This window comes from Ventrimonas faecis, assembly GCF_040096075.1.
Classification (GTDB): Bacteria; Bacillota; Clostridia; order Lachnospirales; family Lachnospiraceae; genus Brotaphodocola; species Brotaphodocola faecis.
The window spans coordinates 1-22032 of record NZ_JBBMFJ010000002.1 but is presented as its reverse complement, the minus strand read 5'-3'; the positions used below and the strand labels follow the sequence as shown (position 1 = coordinate 22032).

At 52.0% G+C, this 22032-nt stretch carries 19 protein-coding genes; all 19 read right to left on the bottom strand.

The features are described from left to right. Positions 1-4: 4 nt before the first annotated feature. Positions 5-790 (bottom strand): electron transfer flavoprotein subunit beta, encoded by a 786-nt coding sequence (locus WMO41_RS01185; RefSeq protein ID WP_177291875.1) that lies wholly within the window; start codon positions 788-790, stop codon positions 5-7. 32 nt (positions 791-822) lie between these two features. Then, positions 823-1959 (bottom strand): acyl-CoA dehydrogenase family protein, encoded by a 1137-nt coding sequence (locus WMO41_RS01180; RefSeq protein ID WP_349228250.1) that lies wholly within the window; start codon positions 1957-1959, stop codon positions 823-825. Between the two features lie 54 nt (positions 1960-2013). After that, complete coding sequence (locus tag WMO41_RS01175; RefSeq protein ID WP_349228249.1) at positions 2014-3555, bottom strand: L-lactate permease; 1542 nt, start codon at positions 3553-3555, stop codon at positions 2014-2016. A gap of 552 nt (positions 3556-4107) precedes the next feature. Beyond that, on the bottom strand, positions 4108-4362 hold the full coding sequence (locus WMO41_RS01170) for a Smr/MutS family protein (protein ID WP_349228248.1): 255 nt from the start codon (positions 4360-4362) through the stop codon (positions 4108-4110). Next, positions 4359-5453, bottom strand: coding sequence for a GGDEF domain-containing protein (locus tag WMO41_RS01165; RefSeq protein ID WP_349228247.1), 1095 nt, complete (start codon positions 5451-5453; stop codon positions 4359-4361). Before WMO41_RS01165 ends, WMO41_RS01170 begins: the two co-directional genes overlap by 4 nt. A gap of 24 nt (positions 5454-5477) precedes the next feature. Beyond that, positions 5478-6638, bottom strand: a complete 1161-nt coding sequence (iadA, locus tag WMO41_RS01160; protein WP_349228246.1) for a beta-aspartyl-peptidase — start codon at positions 6636-6638, stop codon at positions 5478-5480. A 53-nt stretch (positions 6639-6691) separates the two neighbouring features. Beyond that, positions 6692-6823, bottom strand: coding sequence for a hypothetical protein (locus WMO41_RS01155; RefSeq protein ID WP_349228245.1), 132 nt, complete (start codon positions 6821-6823; stop codon positions 6692-6694). Between the two features lie 42 nt (positions 6824-6865). After that, complete coding sequence (gene nhaC / locus WMO41_RS01150) at positions 6866-8311, bottom strand: Na+/H+ antiporter NhaC (protein WP_349228244.1); 1446 nt, start codon at positions 8309-8311, stop codon at positions 6866-6868. A 123-nt stretch (positions 8312-8434) separates the two neighbouring features. Beyond that, positions 8435-9061, bottom strand: a complete 627-nt coding sequence (udk, locus tag WMO41_RS01145) for a uridine kinase (RefSeq protein ID WP_349228243.1) — start codon at positions 9059-9061, stop codon at positions 8435-8437. 59 nt (positions 9062-9120) lie between these two features. Then, entirely contained in the window at positions 9121-10050 is a 930-nt protein-coding gene (locus WMO41_RS01140) for a carbohydrate kinase family protein (protein ID WP_349228242.1), read from the bottom strand. A gap of 177 nt (positions 10051-10227) precedes the next feature. After that, positions 10228-14844, bottom strand: a complete 4617-nt coding sequence (locus WMO41_RS01135) for a PolC-type DNA polymerase III (RefSeq protein ID WP_349228241.1) — start codon at positions 14842-14844, stop codon at positions 10228-10230. Positions 14845-14847: 3 nt separating this feature from the next. Further along, positions 14848-15921, bottom strand: coding sequence for a flavodoxin-dependent (E)-4-hydroxy-3-methylbut-2-enyl-diphosphate synthase (gene ispG, locus WMO41_RS01130; protein WP_349228240.1), 1074 nt, complete (start codon positions 15919-15921; stop codon positions 14848-14850). Between the two features lie 15 nt (positions 15922-15936). Beyond that, positions 15937-17001 carry a M50 family metallopeptidase gene (locus WMO41_RS01125; RefSeq protein ID WP_494338408.1) on the bottom strand — a complete coding sequence of 355 codons (1065 nt, stop codon included), beginning with the start codon at positions 16999-17001 and terminating at the stop codon, positions 15937-15939. Positions 17002-17005: 4 nt separating this feature from the next. Continuing rightward, complete coding sequence (locus tag WMO41_RS01120; protein ID WP_349228238.1) at positions 17006-18148, bottom strand: 1-deoxy-D-xylulose-5-phosphate reductoisomerase; 1143 nt, start codon at positions 18146-18148, stop codon at positions 17006-17008. A gap of 90 nt (positions 18149-18238) precedes the next feature. Further along, the gene (locus WMO41_RS01115; protein WP_349228237.1) at positions 18239-19039 is read right to left on the bottom strand and encodes a phosphatidate cytidylyltransferase; all 801 of its coding nucleotides are present in this window, start codon (positions 19037-19039) and stop codon (positions 18239-18241) included. Positions 19040-19054: 15 nt separating this feature from the next. Beyond that, positions 19055-19783, bottom strand: a complete 729-nt coding sequence (uppS, locus tag WMO41_RS01110; protein WP_349228236.1) for an undecaprenyl pyrophosphate synthase — start codon at positions 19781-19783, stop codon at positions 19055-19057. 135 nt (positions 19784-19918) lie between these two features. Next, complete coding sequence (frr, locus tag WMO41_RS01105; protein ID WP_118530644.1) at positions 19919-20473, bottom strand: ribosome recycling factor; 555 nt, start codon at positions 20471-20473, stop codon at positions 19919-19921. 12 nt (positions 20474-20485) lie between these two features. After that, a complete protein-coding gene (pyrH, locus tag WMO41_RS01100) occupies positions 20486-21190 on the bottom strand; it encodes a UMP kinase (protein ID WP_118540425.1) in 705 nt (234 codons plus the stop codon). 34 nt (positions 21191-21224) lie between these two features. After that, a complete protein-coding gene (locus WMO41_RS01095) occupies positions 21225-21905 on the bottom strand; it encodes a 4'-phosphopantetheinyl transferase family protein (RefSeq protein ID WP_349228235.1) in 681 nt (226 codons plus the stop codon). Positions 21906-22032: the final 127 nt, after the last annotated feature.

The window sequence follows — 22032 nt, the reverse complement described above, 5'->3', positions numbered from 1 at the left end:
CTCCTTACAATGCCTTATCCTGAAGCATTTTTTCCATTGCCTTGCGGACAGCTTCTGCTGCTTCTTTTTCTTTGATGCGAACACCTGCCGTTCTCTTCGGCGGCTCACTGTAGCTCTTTAAGGATACTTTTGCTTCTTCTTTGGAAACATCTGCGTCTGCTGCGGTAAATACCGGAACCACGGCTTTTCTGGCTGCCAGCTTTGCCTTGATGTTTGGATAACGCGGATCATAAGCCGGTTTTGCAATGGTGAAGACTGCCGGCTGTGCCACGCTGTAGCGGATGTAGCCTTCCTCAGTCTCCTGCTTTGCCACAAGGCCTTCCTCCTGCGGCTCTACCTCGATCACGCTGGATACAAATCCGGTTCCCAGGATTTCTGCCAGACGTGCGCCAACCTGGCCGCTGATCTCATCGGTGGATTCCTTGCCGCAGAGGATCATGCCGTAGGGCTGACCGTTCTCTGCTTCGCATTTCTTTACTGCCTTTGCCAGATAAGCCGCAACCGCGCCCTCATCTGCGCCTGCGAAAACATCATCTTTGAATAAGTATGCTTTTTTTGCGCCAACTGCCAGCAGATTCTTCATCATGCTGGTGCAGTCCTCAGTACCGATGGCTGCCACAGTCACCTCACCTCCGTTTGCCTCGGTGTAGCGGGCTGCAAGCTCCAGTGCATAAGTATCAAACGCGTTGGTTACCTTCTCTACATCTTTTACTGCCGGTACGCCAGCCCCGTCCAGATGGATCTCCACGCTGTCATCCGGAACCTGTTTTACAAATACCAGAATATCCATATTCTATATCCTCCTGCTATATCTTTCCTGTCTTACTTTCCAATCACGGCTCTGCCGACTACCATACGCTGGATCTCATTGGTTCCCTCAAAGATCTGGAAGATCTTCGCGTCGCGCATGAGTTTTTCTACCGGATACTCACGGCTGTAACCGTAACCGCCCAGAATCTGTACGGCATCGATAGCGGTCTGCATCACAGAATCACCTGTGAAGCATTTGGCTGCTGCTGACTCTTTGCTGAACGGAAGTCCCATGTCTGCCAGACGGATGGAGTGCGCGATCAGCTGTCTGGAAGCCTCGGTACGGATCTCCATGTCCGCAATCTTGAACTGGATTGCCTGATTCTTGCAGATCGGCTTTCCGAACTGTACTCTCTGTTTGGAATAAGCCACTGCCTCATCGATACATCTCTGTGCTACGCCGACACCGATGACTGCGCACCAGGTACGTGCCAGATCCAGAGTCTTCATAGCGGTAATGAATCCGGTTCCCTCCTCACCCAGACGGTTCTCCACCGGAATTCTGACATCCTCCAAGATTACATCGCTGGTGGTAGAGCAGCGGATACCCATCTTATTCTCATGATTGCCAACGCTTAAGCCCGGGGTTCCTTTATATACCAGGAAAGCGGAAATGCCTTTGGTTCCCTGATCCTTTGCGGTCATGGCAGTCACTACAAAGAAATCTGCCACGCTGGCGTTGGTGATAAAGCACTTTCTTCCATTTAATACATACTCATCGCCCTCGCGGACTGCGGTAGTTTTTCCTGCTCCCGCGTCACATCCCGCGTTCGGCTCGGTCAGTGCGAAAGAACCAAAACCTCCGTTGATGATGATATCGCAGCATTTCTGTTTCTGCCCTTCATTGCCTGCCAGAAGTACCGGTTTTAAAGCCAGTCCGTTACCGTTTAAAGTAACTGCCACACCGGCATCCGCCCAGGCGATCTGCTCTACGATGGCTGCCTGATCCATATGATCCAGGCCAAGTCCGCCGTACTCTTCCGGCACATCCATCATGTGAAGCTGCATCTCGATGGCCTGATCGTAAATCTCCTTTGGCCATTCACCGGAAATATCGTATTCCTTTACCTGCTCTTTGACTTCGTTCACACAGAAATCACGGACATCTTTTAAAAGCTCCTTGCCGTCTTCAGAAATAATGTAACTCATATGTTGATTCCTCCCTTTCAGAAATTGTTATCTTAATTATCAAGTGCTGAGGGATCAGATCCCCATCAGCACGCCTGCGTAGCAGATGGCACCGGCCAGCACTACGAACAGTGCAAAATACTTAAATACCGCTCCCAGGATCTTACTTTCTGATCCGACTGCTCCGATGGCTCCCGCGCCGATTGCAATACTCTGCGGGCACACCATCTTGCCGATACCGGCGCCGCATACATTGGCTGCTGCCATCCAGGACGGATCAAATCCCAGGGATACTGCCGTCTGGCTCTGCAGTCCGCCAAACAGGACACAGGTGGATGTGCCGGAGCCGGTTACGAAAGCTCCTACCCCTCCGATCAGTGGCGCGATACACGGATACGCGCTTCCGGCAATTGCCACCAGCAGGGTTGCAATGTCAGAGATCATGCCGCTGTAGCTCATAATCTTTGCGGTTGCCATGACGGAACAGATGGTAACGATGGTCTTCCAGTATTTTTTCAGGGTTTCTGCAAGTACCCCTGCCATGACTCCAGGTGTAGATCCCTGTACCAGGCCGCCGATGATGGCTGCCACGAAAATGATCACACCCGGTGTGTTGATCCAGCTGAAGGAAAGCTTTCCGGCGTTTTCACCACTGTATACCTGCACTGAAGTTTTGATTCCGGCAATCGCGTTATGGATTGGCGGACACAGGTTGGAGGTTGCCATCAGCAGAATAAAGATCAGAACGAATGGGCACCAGGCCTTTAAGCCTTCTCCCACGGAGAAGCTGTGTCCCTCTGTCTCCCCGGATACCTCAATGGAATACTCCGGAGCCGGTTCGCGGTTCAGCACTCTTGATGCCAGCACGATGCAGACCATGGAGCAGATGGAACCGATGATATCCGGAAGCTCCGGTCCGATGAAGCAGGCCGCCGCATACCAGGGAATCAGGTAAGACAGCGCCGCAATCAGGATCATGGGAAGCATGCCTTTCAGTGCTTTGATGCTTCTGGAACCGATCACCACCAGAAGGAATGGAGAAAGGATGACCAGAATTGCCTGAAGCATTGCCACATGGGTGGATAATGCCATGGTCTCCACTCCCGCTACGGAAACCAGTGTCACCGTCGGAACTCCGACAGAACCAAACGCGGTGGGCGTGGAATTGACAACCAGACACCCGACTACTGCTCCGATCGGATCCACACCGATACCAGCCAGCATAGATGCCGGAATCGCAACCGCGGTTCCAAAGCCCGCCATACCTTCCATAAAGTTTCCAAAGCCCCAGCCAATCAAAAGAAGCAGCACGCGCTTATCGGTCGATACACTGGCCAGCATCTTTTTGATCTCTTCCATTGCACCGGTCTTTAAGATTAGATTGTAAGTAAAGAGCGCTGCAATGATGACCAGGCAGATCGGCCATAATGCATTCAGCACACCTTCCAGCGTTGCCGTTGCCATATTCCCTGCCGGAAATTTCCAGCAGAACATGGATAACAGTGCTGTCAGGACCCACGCAAGAAAACAGGCTTTGTGCCCTGGCATCTTTAAAACACTCAGTGCGATCACCAGCCAGAGAATCGGGATCATCGCCAGCAGAAACAGAAAAAACATAGAAACACCTCCAAAATTCGCTAAACCAATACCAGTACTTGCTAACCCATTCAGTAAATCTCGAGATTGAAATTTCATTACGTTTTTCATGTCCGCGGTCATTTTTGATACTCAGATTATATTCAGAGTGACATTTTTGTTCAATATGTAACTTTTACAAGAAAATCTCACCGTTTTTGGGCGTAATTTTCTTAACAAAGTGTAATTGGTTGATCCACTTTAAAATAAAGAAAAAATGCTGACAGAAAATCAGAAAAATACGCAAATTACATCAAGACAATGCAAACATGTCGATGTAAACATACTTTTTGTCTGTAAAAACCCGTATTGGACCTCCCAAATTGCTTTTTATTTCGTTATTATTTTGACAACTGTTTCTCTTCCTCCATCTTTCTCTCCTCCATTTGTGCACTTGTCGACAAGTACACAAGATTTCTGCATGATTTTTTCCTCTCGTTTTCCCCCTGATTTTTATTGGTAAAAATGACGAAAATGAAAAACGTGGCGGCTGCGAAATGAATTTCATTCCACAACCACCACGTTCATTCTCTTTTATAATTCCCGCAAAATCAGTTCCGTAATCCCCTCATTTGCGCCCATTGTGATGCGCTTTACCTTCGGTTCCCGTCCATAACTGAACTCTTCCCGGATAGCTGAGCGGATCCGGGTACCGCCATTGTATCCGTGGATCACCCGGATCTTGTAGACGGCAGTTCCGGCCTGATCCACCTTTTTCTGAATGGCCGCAACCGCATCTTCCGTGCGCATTCCGTGCACATCAAACTCGATAATGGGACTGTTCATCATCTGCCCTTTCTCTCCTTGTGTTCCTTTTTATCCTCGTACATTTTCTGGTCTGCTCTCGCCTTGGTGTCGCGGATACTCTCCTGCTCAAGAAGCTCCGCACTGCCATAGGAGACAAACGGCAGAATGGAAACCACCTTTCTGCGTTTTTCCATCACCCAGAAGAATTTCTCTTTGCAGAGTTCTTCCTTTTCCGGTTCCCGCAAAAGAACACAGAATTCATCTCCTCCAATGCGGTAACAGTTTCCATAACGGCTATAGGCTTTTTTCAGGCATCCGGCAATTTCCCTCAGGCACCGGTCTCCGGCCAAATGGCCGTACGTATCGTTGATATACTTAAAATCGTCCAGATCCAGCACAATCAGCATCCGGTCCTCCGGACGCAGATTCAGAGTCCGGTTTAAGTAGCTCTTCTGGCTCAGCAACCCGGTCAGGCCGTCTAACTGGTTCCACATCTCATTGCAGTACAGAAAATACAGCACCGCAATGAGCGTGACACAAAGCCAGGTAATATGTACCGATGGAATCAGCACCTGGACCAGAGTTCCCACTGCCAGAAACCCAGTCAGGCTATAAATCAGCTCCTTCCCACGATTCTGAAAGTTTCGCGCCATCTCCAGCGTTTTTACCAGCAAATACATAATTCCCGCATAATACATGATCATGTAGATGTAGAACCCCTTCTGTCTGGAATAGTGATTTGCCGCATCCACCGTAAATACCAGTCCGCTGGAGAAAAGGGAGACCGTCAGAACCAGCAGATACAGAATTTCTGCAGCCGCCGCAATTTTCAACCCCCAGGACATACGCTCGGAACGTTCCAGCGTATAAGCCAGACAGATTGGGACAACCGGTGTCAGGCCGAATCCGAGATAGTTGGACATCACATTCAGCCAGCGCAGCCAGACCGGTCCGTCATCCACCAGCACGGAAATCATCTCCAGTATGGAGATTCCGCCAATCAGAATAAATGTGGCAAGAAACCCTTTTGCCTGTTTGGGATTCAGGGTTTCGCTTAACTTCACCAGACCGCACATAAAAATCAGGACGAACAGGTTGATGGCAGTCAGTATAAAAAAGTATAAGTCAGTCACAGTCCCTCTCCTGTATGTTTTTCCTTACTGCTCGAATCTGCCCTTCATCTTCACTTCCTGCTCCCACACAGCGACCTTGCCGCGGGCAAACAGGCTGTTGATGTTGAGATTCTCATCCAGTACCAGAAGGTCTGCGTCTGCGCCTTCCGCTACACAGCCCTTAATTCCTTCTTTGCCAAGGAGTACGGCCGGAGTGCTGGTCAGAAGCTGTAAGGCATCCTCCAGCGGCATGCCCTCTCTTACCAGAATCTGGATGGTACGGTGCAGATACTTCGGGGACGCGTAGGTCAGGCCAATGCACTCGCCCTCTTCGTTGAAGCGCGGCTGGCTTCCGAACGCGTCACTGGACATGGTTACATGATCCAGGCTCACACCTTCGCGGTGCAACAGCTCATAGAGCTTCAGAGCATCGGATTCGACCTCCACATCATCGGCGCCGGCGGTGCAGTCAATGTAGCCGCCACGGCGTACCAGATCCGCGCCGGCATCAATCAGGCCAGGATTGCGTAAGATGTGGGTCGGCAGCAGGTTCTTGGCTGGAACGTCGGAATGATCCAGCACATAGAAAATCGGATCCAGTCTTCCCTCTCCGTCACCCATGTGCATGGTTACCAGGCCAGGGGTATTGCTGAGTAAGCCGGCTCTGCGCGCTGCAGTAGCCAGCGCGATCAGCTCTTCTCCGCCTGGGTTGGAGCTTCTGTGGTCCGATACCGCTACCTTCACACCGATCATCGGCGGAATCAGGATGATATCGCGCTCTACACTTCCGGTCAGGGTGGTCGGCGGGTAACCATAGGAACTGGTCAGAGTATACACGGTCATGCCCTCTTCGGTCAGGGCGCGAGCTTTTGCGACCAGATTTTCCACACTGCGGGTTACGCCATCGGTTCCCAGAAGTCCGACTACCGTGGTAATACCATTTTTGAAGAATTCACTGAGCTGGGATTCCGGTACACGGGATGCCGGACCCTGCTCTCCGCCGCCGCCTGTGATATGCACGTGCATGTCAATGTAAGCCGGAACAACGGTCTTTCCCTCCAGATCATAGGTTTCCACTCCCGGAAGTCCCTCATATCCCTCAATAGTATCCTGCATCAGAAGGATTTTTTCCCCCTCAATAAGGATATCTTTCTTTCCCAGTTTCTCCGGTGCGTACACATTCGCATTTTTCAGTAACTTGATCATAATGTCAATTCTCCTGTCTCTTTCTTTTCCGCTTTTCTATTTCAAAGCTTCTGTCAGTCTGTCTCAAAGGTGCCTTTTACCAGTGCTTTTCCATCTGCAGAAACAACTTCCACCGGAACAGAAAGTTCCGGTGGATCGATGTGTTCTGCCACAGGAAATACTTTTTCATCTACGATCCGGATCATACAGATTCGCGTTTTTAATCAAAAGCACTCTGGACATCGTATTTAGTTCTCCTTTTTCTTCTCATCATCGAGCTTGGCAATACCAAATCCAGTAAAGCCCCAGATGATCGCAAAAATCCAGCCGGTGTAGCACAGGATTGCCCATGGAAGGTAATCCAGAGTCTCTACGCCAAGGGTGGAAGCCATGTAAGCACCTGCTGCGGACCACGGGATCAGCGGTACAACTACGGTACCGGCATCCTCAAGGGTTCTGGACAGGTTCTTTGCCGCAAGCCCGCGCTCTTTGTAAGCGTCACGGAACATCTCGCCCGGAATCAGAATGGCAAGGTAAGAGTTACCGGTGGTCAGTGCCATGGTAATGCAGGCTGCAACGGTTGCGGTGATCAGCGCACCGGTACTCTTTGCCACGCTTAAGATCTTTTGGAGTACCACATCCAGACAGCCAGTCCGGCTCATGATACCTGCGAAGCAGAATGCGCAGAATACCAGAAGTGTGGTGCTCATAATACCGTTCATACCGCCGCGGTTTAACAGCTTGGTTACGGCCTCGGAACAGGTCTCGGTGTCAAATCCTGCACGGTGGATCATGGATACATTAAAACCGTTTACGGTTGCCTTTAACACATCTCCTAACGCTACGTGCTGAATGAAGACACTCTCCAAGCCTGCTACAAAGGTAGAAAGAAGCATAACCGGAATGGTTGGCTTCTGAAGCAGGGAGCCGCCCAGCACGATCACTACCGGAATGATGATCAGCAGGTTCCAGCTGTACATGGAAGAAAGCTGGCTTAATAAAGTAGTAACGGTGTCAGAAGTAATATCTGCGCTTACATCTGCGTTCATACCAACAATGGCATATACCACCAGGGAAACGATGGTTGCCGGGACAGTGGTGTAGAACATATGTCCGATATGCTCATACAGTGTGCTGCCTGCCGCGATCGGAGCCAGGTTTGTGGTATCGGACAGCGGAGACATCTTATCACCAAAGTAGGAACCTGCGATGCAGGCGCCTGCGGTAGCCGGAAGGGATACGCCAAGGGCGCTTGCGATTCCCATCAGGGCAACACCCATGGTTGCAACGGAACCCCAGGAGGTACCGGTAACAACCGAAACCACTGCCTCGATCAGGAACGCAGTAACCAGCATGAATTTCGGGTTTACGATCTGGACGCCGTAATAAATCATCATCGGAATGGTACCGGCTGCCATCCAGGTACCAACCATAGCGCCAACACATAAAAGAATCAGGATGGCCGGCATGCCCTTTGCGATCTTGGTGCAGATCTCATCCATCATCTCATCCCAGGTAACGCCTACACGGAATGCGATAAATGCTGCGATTGCAGCTACCATGATCAGAAGCGGCTCTGTGCTGTAGCCGAATACGCCTTTTCCGATGGTAAGGATCAGGAGCATTGCGACGATCGGTGTGATCGATTCCGCAAAAGTGGGCAGACGTTTGGCCCGTTCTTTCTTTTCTTTCATTTGTAGTTTCTCCTTTTAGCCTCCTTCGTGACAGTTTTACATTTTGTCACGGCAGAGTATTTGGATTTATTGTATCAGAAAAGATGACGGGCCACAACTAAAACTTTATAGTTTTTTTATTTTTTAATTTTCTTTTTCCCGTTCTTCCAGAAGCCGACTGATCTTGGATACAAACAGGTCAAAGGCTACGTCGTTCTTTCCGCTGTTGATGACCACATCGGCCTTGGAACGGGTCGGTTCTACATAGAGATAGTGCATCGGCTTTACCGTGGTTAAGTACTGCTCGATGATGCCGTTTAAGTCACGTCCGCGCTCGGATACATCCCTGGAAATACGGCGCAGGATACGCTCGTCTGCATCGGCCTCCACATAAACCTTGATATCCAGAAGATCACGCAGGCGGTTATCGGCTAAAAGCAGGATTCCCTCTACAAGGATGATCGGCTTCGGGTCTACCCGTACCGTTTCACTGGAACGGTTGTGCTGGCTGTAATCATACACCGGACAGTCGATGGACTTTCCTGCCTTCAGCTCCTTTAAATGCTCTACCAGAAGATCCGTCTCCAGCGAATCCGGATGATCGTAATTCACCTTCACGCGCTTCTCAAACGGTACACCGTCCTGACAGCGGTAATAATTGTCGTGGTACAGGACCGCCACGTCATCTCCAAAATAAGCTTTGATTCTGTTTGTAAAGGTAGACTTACCTGAGCCGGATCCGCCGGCAATTCCGATTATGATGCTCTCCATGTTCTTTTCCCTTCCGTATCATTTCACAGGATCTGTTTCTCCTGCGTAAATTTTCTCATTTAATCCTGAACCGGTTTCAGTCCGAACTCCTCCGGCATGAACCGCGGGCAGATATTCTCAGACGTTGTGATAACGGTCGATGACAGGCGGGTGCCGATCTTGCAGGCCTCCTCCATGGTCTTTCCGTAAGTCAGGCCCATGCAGACACCTGCGAAAAACGCGTCCCCGGCTCCGGTGGTGTCCACTACATCGACCTTTAAAGCCGGAACGGAACCATAATTTCCCTCGCTGTCCGCATAGACAGCACCATACTCCCCCATAGTCACTACCATGCGGGAAATGCGCGCGGATTTGATGCGGTCTGCCAGGATCTCTGCCATCTCCTGCGGAGTTTTGCTCTCATAGTCTTCCGAGAACAGAATGCCTGCCTCCTGCTGGTTGCAGACAAAACAAGAGGTCTTTCTTAAGAAATCCCTGCGCTCTACCGCAATGGTCATATTGGATACCAGGGCATACACATCCTTCTGGTATTTCTCTGCATAGTAGAAAATCTTCTTGATGATTTCCTTGTCGATGTCGATCTCCACCGCAATGCTGTCCGCATCCTTGAAGATTTCGTCTCCCTGCTGGTCTAAAATGTCTCCGATGGGTGCCAAATCCGGGCGCTTGGACACGGAGGCCACCACATCTCCCTCATGGTCAAATACCGCCAGCCAGGTACCCATGCCATCCGGCAGTCTGCGGATGTATTTCGTATTGACTTTATGGCGGTCCAGCTTGCGGATAATGTCCTCTCCCATGGAGTTGTCATCTACCAGGCTTACAAAGGTCGGCTTCAGCTCCACATTCGCGATATCCTCCGCCACATTTCTGGACACTCCGCCGTGGTTCTGCACGATAATTCCGGCATTCCGCCCGGAGGGGATATACGGGGATGTGGAATATCCCTTCAAATCCATAAATACAGCGCCGATCACTACAATTCCCATCTTTTGTTTCTCACTTTCCCTTTATTTCTATTCTGAGATTTCAAAAATCTCCTGCGAATTTCTAACTGATAAAACTCTAACTAATTTATTATAACCAGGGATGCCTCTGCTTGTAAATCTCTTTTGCGTATTCTGTCGAAAAATATTGTCTGCACCCGAGAAAGCGCCGACGGTTCCTTAAAAGTCAAACAGCGACAGCTGGTTGCTCTCCGGCAGATCCCCAAGAAGCCCCAGGTCACTCATCAGGTCGCAGATGGTCTTGCTGACCTTGGTGCGGGCACGGAAATCTTCCCTGGAAAGGAATGGGCCGTCCTTGGCCGCGTATACCACACCCTCTGCCGCGTTCAGTCCCAGTCCGGCAATACTGCTTAAGGACGGCATCAGCTTACCGTCGATGACCTGGAAGCGGTCTGCCTGGGCCCGGTAAATGTCAATGGGCATGAAATCATAGCCCCGGGCATACATCTCCTGGACGATACGCATGTCACGCAGCGTATCCTGCTCTGCCTTGGAGAGGGAATCCGCGCGTTTCTTAAAGTCCGCCAGATGGTACTCCAGCTTATCCCGTCCCTGGCACATCAGCTCATAGGAAAAGCCGTTGGCACGGATGCTGAAGAACGCTGCGTAGTAAGCCAGCGGGTAGAATACCTTACAGTATGCCACACGCCATGCCATCATAACGTAGGCCGCCGCGTGGGCCTTCGGGAACATGTACTTAATCTTTAAGCAGGAATCAATGTACCACTGGGGCACATCGTGCTTCTTCATCTCCTCAATCCACTCCGGCTTCAGGCCCTTGCCCTTTCGCACGCTCTCCATGATGGTGAAGGAAAGTCCCTCCTCCAGCCCCATCTGGATCAGATATACCATGATATCATCTCGACAGCAGATGGCGGTCTGAATGGTAGCCTGCCCGCTTAAGATAAGGTCCTTCGCGTTACCCAGCCATACGTCCGTACCATGGGCCAGTCCGGCAATACGGACCAGGTCGGAAAAGTATTTGGGCTGCGCGTCAATTAACATCTGCATTGCGAAATCCGTACCAAACTCCGGGATACCCAGCGCGCCCAGCTTACAGCCGCCAATATCCTCCGGCGTAATGCCAAGAGCTGAGGTGTTCTGGAACAGGGACATCACCTCCGGGGAATCCAGCGGAATGTCCTTTACCGGATCCAGACCGGTTAAGTCCTGCAGCATACGGATCATGGTCGGGTCCTGATGGCCCAGAATATCCAGCTTCAACAGGTTATGGTCAATGGAGTGGTAATCGAAATGCGTCGTAACCGTGGAGGTTGTCATATCGTTCGCCGGCCTCTGGACCGGGGTAAAGGAATAAATCTCCTCTCCGATCGGAAGTACGACAATACCGCCCGGATGCTGTCCGGTGGTACGCCGCACACCGACACATCCCTGTACAATGCGGTCAATCTCACAGTTTCGCTTGTGAACACCGCGCTCCTCGTAGTAGCGCTTTACAAAACCGAACGCTGTCTTGTCCGCCAGGGTACCAATAGTTCCCGCGCGGAAGGTCTGTCCTTTTCCGAAGATAACCTCCGTGTAATCATGAGCCTTACTCTGGTACTCACCGGAGAAGTTTAAGTCGATATCCGGCTCCTTATCTCCCTTAAATCCCAGGAAGGTCTCAAACGGGATATCAAAGCCCTGTTTTGTCATCATGGCTCCGCACTTCGGGCAGCGCATATCCGGCATATCGCAGCCCGCCATACCGGAGAACTTCTTCACATCCTCGGAGTCGAAATCCGAATAATGGCATTTCGGACACAGGTAATGCGGGCTTAGGGAGTTAACCTCCGTGATACCTGCCATGTTTGCCACAAAGGAAGAACCTACAGAACCTCGGGAGCCAACCAGATAGCCGTCCTCATTGGACTTCCAAACCAGTTTCTGGGCGATGATATACATCACGGCGAATCCGTTGGAAATAATGGAGTTTAACTCCTTTTCCAAACGCGCCGAAACAATTCCCGGCAGATCCTCGCCATACATCTCATGCGCCTGATCGTAACAGATCTTACGCAGAGTCTCATCGGAATTTTCAATAACCGGCGGACATTTATCCGGCCGTACCGGCGAGATTTTCTCGCACATATCCGCGATCATGCGGGTGTTGGTGATGACGACCTCCTCTGCCTTGTCCGGGCCCAGGTAGTCAAATTCCTTTAACATCTCCTCCGTGGTACGCAGGTACAGTGGTGCCTGCTGGTCCGCGTCGGAGAAGCCCTGACCCGCCATCAGAATGCGGCGGTATACCTCATCCTCCGGATTTAAAAAATGTACATCGCAGGTGCCGCAGACCGGTTTATTCAAGGTTTCTCCCAGCTTTACAATGCGGCGGTTTAAATCCTTCAGATCTTCTTCTGTTTTCACCGGGCTCTTTTCATCCCGCAGCATAAAGGCATTGTTTCCAAGCGGCTGAATCTCCAGAAAATCATAAAAATTCGCGATCTTGATGATATCTGTCTCCGGCAGTCCCCGAAGGAGCGCCTGGTACAGCTCGCCCGCCTCGCAGGCGGAACCGATGAGCAGTCCCTCCCGGTACTGGTTCAGCACACTCTTTGGAATCCGGGGACGCTTTGCGAAATAATCGATGTGGGACCAGGATACCAGACGGTATAAGTTGATGCGCCCTACTTCATTCTTCGCAATGATGATGATATGGTTGGTCGGAAGCTTCTTGATCATGTCCGCATTCAGCGTACTCATGCTGTTTAACTGCTCCAGATTTTCCACACCCCGGTCCTTCAGCATTTCAATAAATTTCACAAAGATCTCTGCGGTACAGCCCGCATCGTCCACCGCCCGGTGATGGTTCTCCAGCGAAATATTCAGAGCCTTCGCCACCGTATCCAGCTTGAAACGGTTTAAGTTCGGAAGCAGATGTCTTGCCAGCGCCACGGTATCGAGCACCGTCGGGTCAAAGGGCAGTCCGAGAAGCGCCGCGTTCCGGGCGATGAAGCTCACATCAAAGGAAGCGTTATGTGCCACCAGGCTGCAGCCCTCGCAGAACTCCAGGAACTGCGGCAGAATTACATCGATCTTCGGCGCCGGAAGCACCATGTTGTCGTTGATGCCGGTCAGCTGTTCGATCTCAAAGGGAATCGGTACGTCCGGATTGACAAAGGTATTGAATTTATCGGTAATGACGCCTTTCTCCACCTTGACCGCGCCAATTTCGATAATCTTATGCTTCTCCGGGCTGAAACCGGTGGTCTCGATATCAAACACCACAAAGGAATCCGCGAAAGTCTGTCCCTTCGGATTCTCAACCAGGTCCTTCATGTCGTCTACCAGGTAGCCCTCCACGCCGTAGAGCATCTTAAACGGGTCGTTCTTGTCCAGGGCGTGACTGGCCTCGGTAAAGGCCTGCACACAGCCATGGTCGGTAACCGCCAGGGCCTCCATGCCCCACTCCTTGGCCTTTTTGATGATGCTGGCCACATCGGACACGCCATCCATATCGCTCATCTTGGTATGGCAGTGCAGCTCCACCCGTTTTACCGGGCTGTGATCCATGCGCTTGCTGGTGAAATCCTCTGCCTTTTTGATGCCGCGTACGGAGCCGATGGTCAGCTCACCGTCAAACCGGTCAATGGTAGTCATGCCGCAGAGCCGGATAAAGGTCCCCGGCTTAATGGCTGCATTTAAGTCCTCCAGCGTGTCTTCATTGGCAAAAACCTTGACCGTAATGGTGTCCGTAAAGTCCGTAATATGGAAGATAATGATGGTCTTTCCGCTGCGCAGCTCCCGGCTGTCCTTGTCCAGGATCTTGCCGCGCACGGTTACCTCACCCATCTCGCCTTCAATTTTTTCAATGGTGGTAAAGTCATCCTCAAAGTCACGGCCAAACAGCACATCCGGGTTGTCGGATTTCTTGCGGTAACCGCCGGAACTCCAGTCATTCTTCTTAAAGTCTTTTTTGCCGCCGGAACGCAGCTGCCCGGGTCTCGCCTCGCCGCCGGTGAAGCCGCCGGATTTACCACCCTGGGCGTTTCCGCCTGCTGCCTTGCCAGCCGCAGCAGCCCCCGTCTTTCCGGTGCTGCCGGCCTTGCCATTTTTCTGGCTTCTTGCTGCTCCATTTGCCCCGGCACCGCCTCCATGAGCGCCGTTCTGCCCGGCACCACCCTGCACGCCGCTTCCGTCCGCGGCTCCTGCATAGGCGCCGTCCGTTACGGTGGCCTCGTTCAGTCCCAGCACCGCCGCCACCTTCGCCGTCATGCGCTCCGCTTCCTGCTGCGCCTGCAGCTCTCTCTGGATCGACGCTTTGGCCCGGACTGGGGACACATACTCGTACTCTACCTCCACCGGCAGTCCGCAGCGTTCATAAAACACCTTTTCCAGCACGCGCTTCAGTTCCCCGGCCTTGTCCCGGTTCACCATGGTATCCTCCACCGTCATGTGCAGAAGATCCGGCTTGGGGAAGGTGCAGTTGCTCTTTCGGAAAATGGAATACTCTACAATGCTGTACTCTTTTAATTCCGCCTGTAAGCTGTCCCGGTAGGCCGTCAGCAGCTTTTCCGGCGTATACTGCTCCGACAACGTGTATTTCTCAAAAATACGGATCTGGATCTGCTTGCCCGGAAACAGCTGATCCCGGATTCCTTTTTCCAGCGACCAGATATTTCGTTTGTCGATCAGACGGGGACTTACGATATAAACACGAAGAGAGCTTCTATCCCTGGTCATGGACACACGGTCCACGTTTACCAGGGTTAAAAGCTCCTGCATCTGGTCTGTCATATGTAATCCCGGAAATACTTCCAAAAATGCTTTCATGTATTACAACTTCCCCTGTTCCTTCGCAAGTGCAGCCAGCTCCGCGTGAAGGGCAGATAACAGCTGGTCCTCCGGCAGTTTGCGGATCACCTCGCCCTTGCAGATCAGAAGTCCCTCGCCGCAGCCGCCGGCAATGCCAAGATCCGCCTCTCTGGCCTCACCCGGTCCATTGACGACACAGCCCATCACGGCCACCTTCACGTCAAGCTGGTCAAATTCCGTTACCATATTTTCTACCTGGTTTGCCAGACCGATAAGATCGATCTTGGTTCTTCCGCAGGTCGGGCAGGAAACCACTTCCACGCCGCCCTTCCGGAGTCCCAGGGTCTTTAAGATCAGCTTTGCGGACTTGATCTCCTCCACCGGGTCTCCGGTTAAGGAAACACGGATGGTATCGCCAATGCCCTCATGCAGAATGATGCCAAGGCCTACCGCGGACTTGATGTTGCCGGAAGTCAGGGTACCGGACTCGGTAATGCCCACATGGAGCGGATAATCCGTCTTTTTGCTGATGAGTTCGTGGGCTTTCACACACATAAGAACGTCAGAAGACTTGATGCTGATGACCAGATTGTCGTAGCCCATCTGCTCGATCATGGCTACCTTTTCCAGGGCGCTCTCCACAATGCCCTCTGCCGTCACGCCGCCATACTTTTCAATGAGCGGCTTTTCCAGAGAACCACTGTTGACACCCACGCGGATCGGCACGCCGTATTCCTTTGCCTTATCCACCACAGCCTGCACCCGCTCCGCGCTTCCGATGTTGCCCGGATTGATGCGGATTTTGTCTGCTCCGCACTCCATGGCTGCAATGGCCAGGCGGTAATCAAAATGAATGTCTGCCACCAGCGGAATATGGATCTGGCGTTTGATGGCCTTTAAGCTCTCTGCCGCTTCCATGGTCGGCACAGCCACACGGATGATATCGCAGCCAGCCTGCTCCAGCCTTAAGATCTGGGCCACGGTTGCTGCCGCGTCTTCCGTTTTCGTGTTGCACATTGACTGGATCAGAATCGGGTTTCCCCCGCCAATCTTCCGGTTTCCGATCCGGATCTCCTTCGTCATTCTCCGTTCCATATGCTCTTCCCCTTTTTATAACAGATTTCGAATATCGTTAAACAATACCAGCACCATCAGTGCCATTAAAACGGCCATGCCGGCCATATGCACCATGCCTTCTTTTTCCGGATCCACCGGCTTGCCGCGCACCAGCTCAATGAGCAGAAACACCAGACGGCCTCCGTCTAAAGCCGGAATCGGCAGCAGGTTCATAATGCCAAGGCTGGAGCTTAAAAGCAGCACCCAGTTCGCCAGCGTAAGCACGACCGCGCGGGCACTGATCTGGCGGCTCTCCTGCACGGTTTCCCCGACCATGTTGACAATGCCAACCGGACCGGTTACCGCCTCATCTGCACGGATCTGGCGGCGAAACAGCATGCCCAGGCTGTCAATGGTAGAAACGACACAGTATTTCACCTCATAGGCGCTGTAATGAATGAGCTGGCCAATCCCATGAATCTTCTGGTATCCGCCAAACTGCACGCCCATCATGTAGGACTGGTACTCCTCACTGAACCGCGGGGTCAGTGTCACAAAACCGCTGGTAGGACCATCACTTTCTTTCGTTCCCGCCTCTGCAGGTCTTGTAAACTGCACCTTCATCTCCTGACCCGGATGGGAAAAGGTGTACAGCATGATATCCCGGTACGCCGTGATGTGGCGTCCGTTAATCTTTGTGATGCAGTCTCCGGCCTGAAGTCCGGCTTCCTCTGCCGGGCTTCCCTCCATGACTCCAGTTAAGACCGGCGCGTCATGGCCAATCTGTGCCACAATGATCATGGCAAACAGAAACGCCAGGATAAAGTTGAAAACCGGCCCCGCCGCAATAACCGCAATGCGGGATAACACCGGCTTGTTGTTAAAAGCCTTCGGATCCGTGTTTTCCGCGTCCTCTCCCACCATCATACAGGAACCGCCAAAGGGCAGCGCCTTGATGGAATAGCGGGTCTCGCCCTTTTCCACACTGAAAATGCGCGGGCCCATGCCCACAGAAAACTCCACAACCCCGATTCCGCTGCATTTCGCCAGCAGAAAATGTCCGAATTCGTGCACCAGTACAATAAATCCAAACAGCAGCACTGCTGCAAGAATATTCAACACACTACCACCTGCTTTCTATATATTCATAAGTCTCCCGCTCTGCCGCAAGAATGGCGTCTACATCCGGGTTCTCCACCACCCTGTGGTGCTCCATGGCACCCTCGATCATGTCAATGATGGTCAGATAGGAAATCTCACGGTTTAAGAACTTTCCTACTGCGCACTCATTAGCCGCGTTGTAAACCGTCGGCAGGGAACCGCCGCGCTTTCCGGCCTTGTAAGCCAGCTTTAAGCCGCGGAACACTTCCATATCCGGATTCTCAAAGGTAATACTTCCCAGTTTCGCGAAATCCAGACGCTCTCCCGGCAAAAATCTTCGTTCCGGGTAGTATAACGCATACTGGATTGGCAGCTTCATATCCGGGGTACCCAGCTGTGCAATAACCGCGCCGTCCGCAAACTGCACCATGGAATGAATAACACTCTGCGGCTGCACCACCACCTGCACCTGGTCCATCTCCACGCCAAAGAGCCAGCGGGCTTCCATGACCTCCAGGCCCTTGTTGACCATGGTAGAGGAATCAATGGTAATTTTCCGCCCCATGGTCCAGTTCGGATGCTTTAAGGCGTCCTCCGGGCGTACACCAGCCAGCTGCTCTTTTGTCCAACCGCGGAACGGGCCGCCGGACGCGGTTAAAAGAATCTTGTCGATGGCCTTTTTGTCCTCGCCGTTTAAGCTCTGGAAAATGGCACTGTGTTCACTGTCCACCGGAAGGATCTTCACGCCAACTTCCTTTGCCAGCGGCATAATGATGTGTCCGGCCGTGACCAGAGTCTCCTTGTTTGCTAAGGCAATATCTTTTCCTGCCTTCATGGCCGCAATGGTCGGGCGGATGCCGATCATGCCGACAATGGCGGTAACCAGAATCTCTGCCTCCGGCTGCACGGCAACCTCCAGCAGACCGTCCATGCCGCTTACCACCTTTACAGAAAGATCCGCGATGTTTGTTCTTAACTCCGCAGCCTTTTTCTCATCCCAGACACATGCTAAGGTCGGATGGAATTTGCGGATCTGCTCCTCCAACAGCCTGATGTTGCTTCCGGCCGCCAGAGCGGTTACCTGAATATCCTGATTGTTCTCTACGACTTCCAGGGTCTGAGTGCCGATGGAGCCGGTAGAACCTAAAATCGCAATACGCTTCATTTGTACTCTCCTTTTTGCCAGCCCACTTTTCCATGAGATGGCATGTAAGTTTCGATACCGGCAGAAAGAACACTTCTGCCGGTATTTATGCTACGGCAGAAACAGCAGGGCAAAGAAGATTGCCGGAGCCGTAAACAGCATGCTGTCGAACCGGTCCAGAATGCCGCCGTGTCCCGGGATCAGGTTGCCGTAATCCTTAATGTTGTGATTTCGTTTAATGGCGGATGCTGCCAGATCCCCGATCTGGGAAATGACTGCCGCAATGGCGCAGGCCAGCGTGCAGGCCAGGCGCGGGTACATCAGCTCCGTCATCTTGCCACCAAATGCCGTGGCGAACAAAAAGCCTAAAAGCGCGGCGCCTGCCACGCCACCCACAGCTCCCTCAATGGATTTCTTCGGGCTTAAGACCGGAGCCAGCTTGTGTTTTCCAAGCAGCATGCCGACACAGTAGGCACTGGTATCGCAGCCCCAGGAGCTTAAAAAGATCAGCCATACCAGATACTTTCCATCTCCCATGGCGCGGACCTGATACAGATAGGACAGCATCACCGCCACATAAAACACGCCAAAGAAGGATTCCGCCACCTCTTCAGTCCGGTATTTCGGGAACGTGAATACATAAATGGCCATCATGACCATCAGGGCCGCAATGGCCATCAGGGTCACATAATGGTGGCCGTCAAACCAGACCAGGCCATAATAGGAAATGGCTGTGAGGTACCCTACCACGCCCATGGCGTTCTTTTCAATCTTCAGAACCCGGTACAGCTCAAACAGACCGATCAGGGAAATTAACGCGGTAACTCCGTACAGAAGGGCACCGCCCTTTCCCACTATTATAATAGCAAGAATAACGAGAATAATACCGCTTACAAGCCGTTTTGTAAACATCCGGTCCCCTCCTTTTTATGCCTGTTTCACTCCACCGTAACGGCGGTCACGCTGGTTATAGGCAATAATGGCCTTCTCCAGCTCTTCCTGATCAAAATCCGGCCACAGGCAGTCCGTCACGTAAATTTCCGTGTAGGCAAGCTGCCATAAAAGATAATTGGACAGGCGGATCTCGCCGCTGGTACGGATCAAAAGGTCCGGATCCGGCATGCCTGCGGTATCTAAGTAAGAAGCCACCGTCTGCTCCGTAATCTCATCCGGGTTCTGTTTTCCGCTCACACAGTCCGCAGCCAGCTTCTTCATGGCCCGGGTAATCTCGTCCCGGCCGCCGTAGTTTACGGCAATGACAAAAGTCAGGCCGGTGTTGTCCTTCGTCTCGGATTCCAGACGGTTGATCCCGTCAATGATATCCTGGTCGAACCGGGTGCGGTCTCCGATCATTTTCACGCGGACATTGTTGGCAGACGCCACCTTTAACAGACGCACCATATAGAAGCGGAACAGCTGCATCAGCGCGCCCACCTCCTCCGCGGAACGCTTCCAGTTCTCCGTGGAAAAACCATATACGGTTAAATATTCAATTCCCATGCGGGCCGCAATCTCTACGGTCTTCTCCACGGTCACGCAGCCTTCCTTGTGTCCCATAGAACGCGGCAGGCCACGTTTTTTCGCCCAGCGGCCATTGCCGTCTAAAATCAGGGCTACATGCTTCGGGATCACCATTCCCTCTAATCGTTCAGACATTTGTATTCCTCCATATATCCATGCATTGTAAAACGCCCATGCGAATGACCTCGCACATGAAGTGCCAGCGTCAACGGAGCAAAGAAAAGGGGGAAGATCGCTCTCCCCCTCTCTGCTCTCATTCATTCCCAGGGACTAGACGGTCATGATCTCCTTGGTCTTTGTCTCAATGGCCTTGTCCACTTTCTCGATCATCTTGTCGGTGATTTTCTGGATCTTCTCCTCGCCCTGCTTTAAATCATCCTCAGAGATGTCGCCTGCTTTTTCCATTTTCTTAATGCTGTCCATGGCATCGCGGCGGATGTTGCGGATGGCAACCTTTGCGCCCTCACCTTTTTTCTTGACATCCTTCGCAAGATCTTTACGGCGTTCCTCGGTCAGCTCCGGGAATACCAGACGGATCACGTTGCCGTCGTTGGTCGGGTTGATGCCCAGATCGGAAACCAGGATTGCTTTCTCGATCTCTTTTAACAGGCTCTTCTCCCACGGCTGGATCACGATCATGCGTGCCTCCGGAACGGTTACGTTGCCGACCTGCTGGATCGGGGTTGGGGTTCCGTAGTAGTCAATGCGTAAGCGGTCTAAAACGTGCGGGTTGGCACGGCCTGCGCGGATGGATGCGTATTCGTCAAGCAGCACGTCCAGGGATTTCTCCATTTTGTCCTCGTATAACTTTAAGTGTTCCTGCATAGTTTCCTCCTGTTAATCGACGGTCACGATGGTGCCGTTTATTTTTCCCTGCATTGCGTTTGCAATGCTGTCTTTTTCGTTTAAATCGAATACTGCCATTGGCATCTTGTGCTCCATGCACATGATGGATGCTGTCAGATCTACCACCGCAAGCTTCTTGTCGATGACCTCCTGAATGCTGATGGTGTCGTAACGCTTTGCGTCCGGGTTCTTGGCCGGGTCGCTGTCGTAGACACCGTCGATGGATTTCGCAAGCAGAATGCAGTCTGCGTCCATCTCGACCGCGCGCAGTGTGATGCCGGTATCGGTAGAGAAATACGGATGTCCGGTGCCGCCTGCGAAAAAGACAACCTTGCCTTCCTCAAAATAACGGTTTGCCTTATCCTTGGAAAACAGTTCTGTTACCGCGCCGCATACAAACGGAGTCAGAACCTCGGTCTTCATGCCTGCGTTGCGGAAAATCTCCGAAACATAAATGCAGTTCATGATGGTAGCCAGCATGCCGATCTGGTCTGCTTTGGTACGCTCAATCGCGTCGCTGGTGCGTCCTCTCCAGAAATTGCCTCCTCCGATGACGATGCCGACCTGTACGCCCGCATCGACGGAAATCTTCACCTGTCTGGCAACCTCTTTGACTGTATCTTCGTCAAAACCGGTTTTTTTCGGTCCGGCAAGTGCTTCACCGCTTAACTTCAAAAACACTCGTTTCATGTCCATATGGTCATACGTCTCCTTTTAAATTCTATCGGTATCATACCATATCTTCCAGGTTTTGAAAAGAGAAAAAAAACGTCTCGCCTTTCCCCGGTTCCTTCCGCTGCACACACACGGACGCGCAGTAATCAAAAAGGGAGAACTCCTGAAAACGGTACCGGCCTTCTTCCGTTCCCACCAGCCTTGGCTGCCCGCCAAGTTCCATTGTGAAGCTGTCAAGGGCCATAGCCATTCCCTGGCCTCCCACTTTCAGATAACTTTCCTTTAAGGTCCACAGGCGGCTGAACAGAAGATCCCGTTCTTCCTCTGTTTTCGCCGAAAGAAGAACCCGCTGCTCCGCCGGAGCAAAAAAGCGCTTCGCCACATCCATGCGCGCCTTCTGCTTTTTCTCCACATCACAGCCCACCGGACAGGAAGAGAAAGCGGCCATGACCATGGAGCCGGAATGAGACAGATTAAACTGAATTTCCGGATGACACAGCAGGCATGGTTTTCCGTTTTCCACAGTTCCAAATGCTTCGGTTTGTTCCCGGAGACCAAACCGTTTCAGTCCCTGGTCCAGAAGAAGACCGGCACCCAAAGACAGCCTTTTATCTGCCTCGTACCGGAGCCGTTCTATTTTTTCCTGTCTTGCCGCGGACAGACGGCTCTTTAATTCGTCCTCTTCTTTTTTTGTAAGTGCGGCATCCACCCGCATCACGGATACATATACTTCCATTTTCTTTCCTGCTGCTTTCTGTTCCATTTCACCCATTTATTTTCGTTCAGCCGTAACTGTTCAGTACCCTCACAGTTACGGGCAAAAATCCATTGAAAATTGCCTTCGGCAATGGGATTTTTGCCTG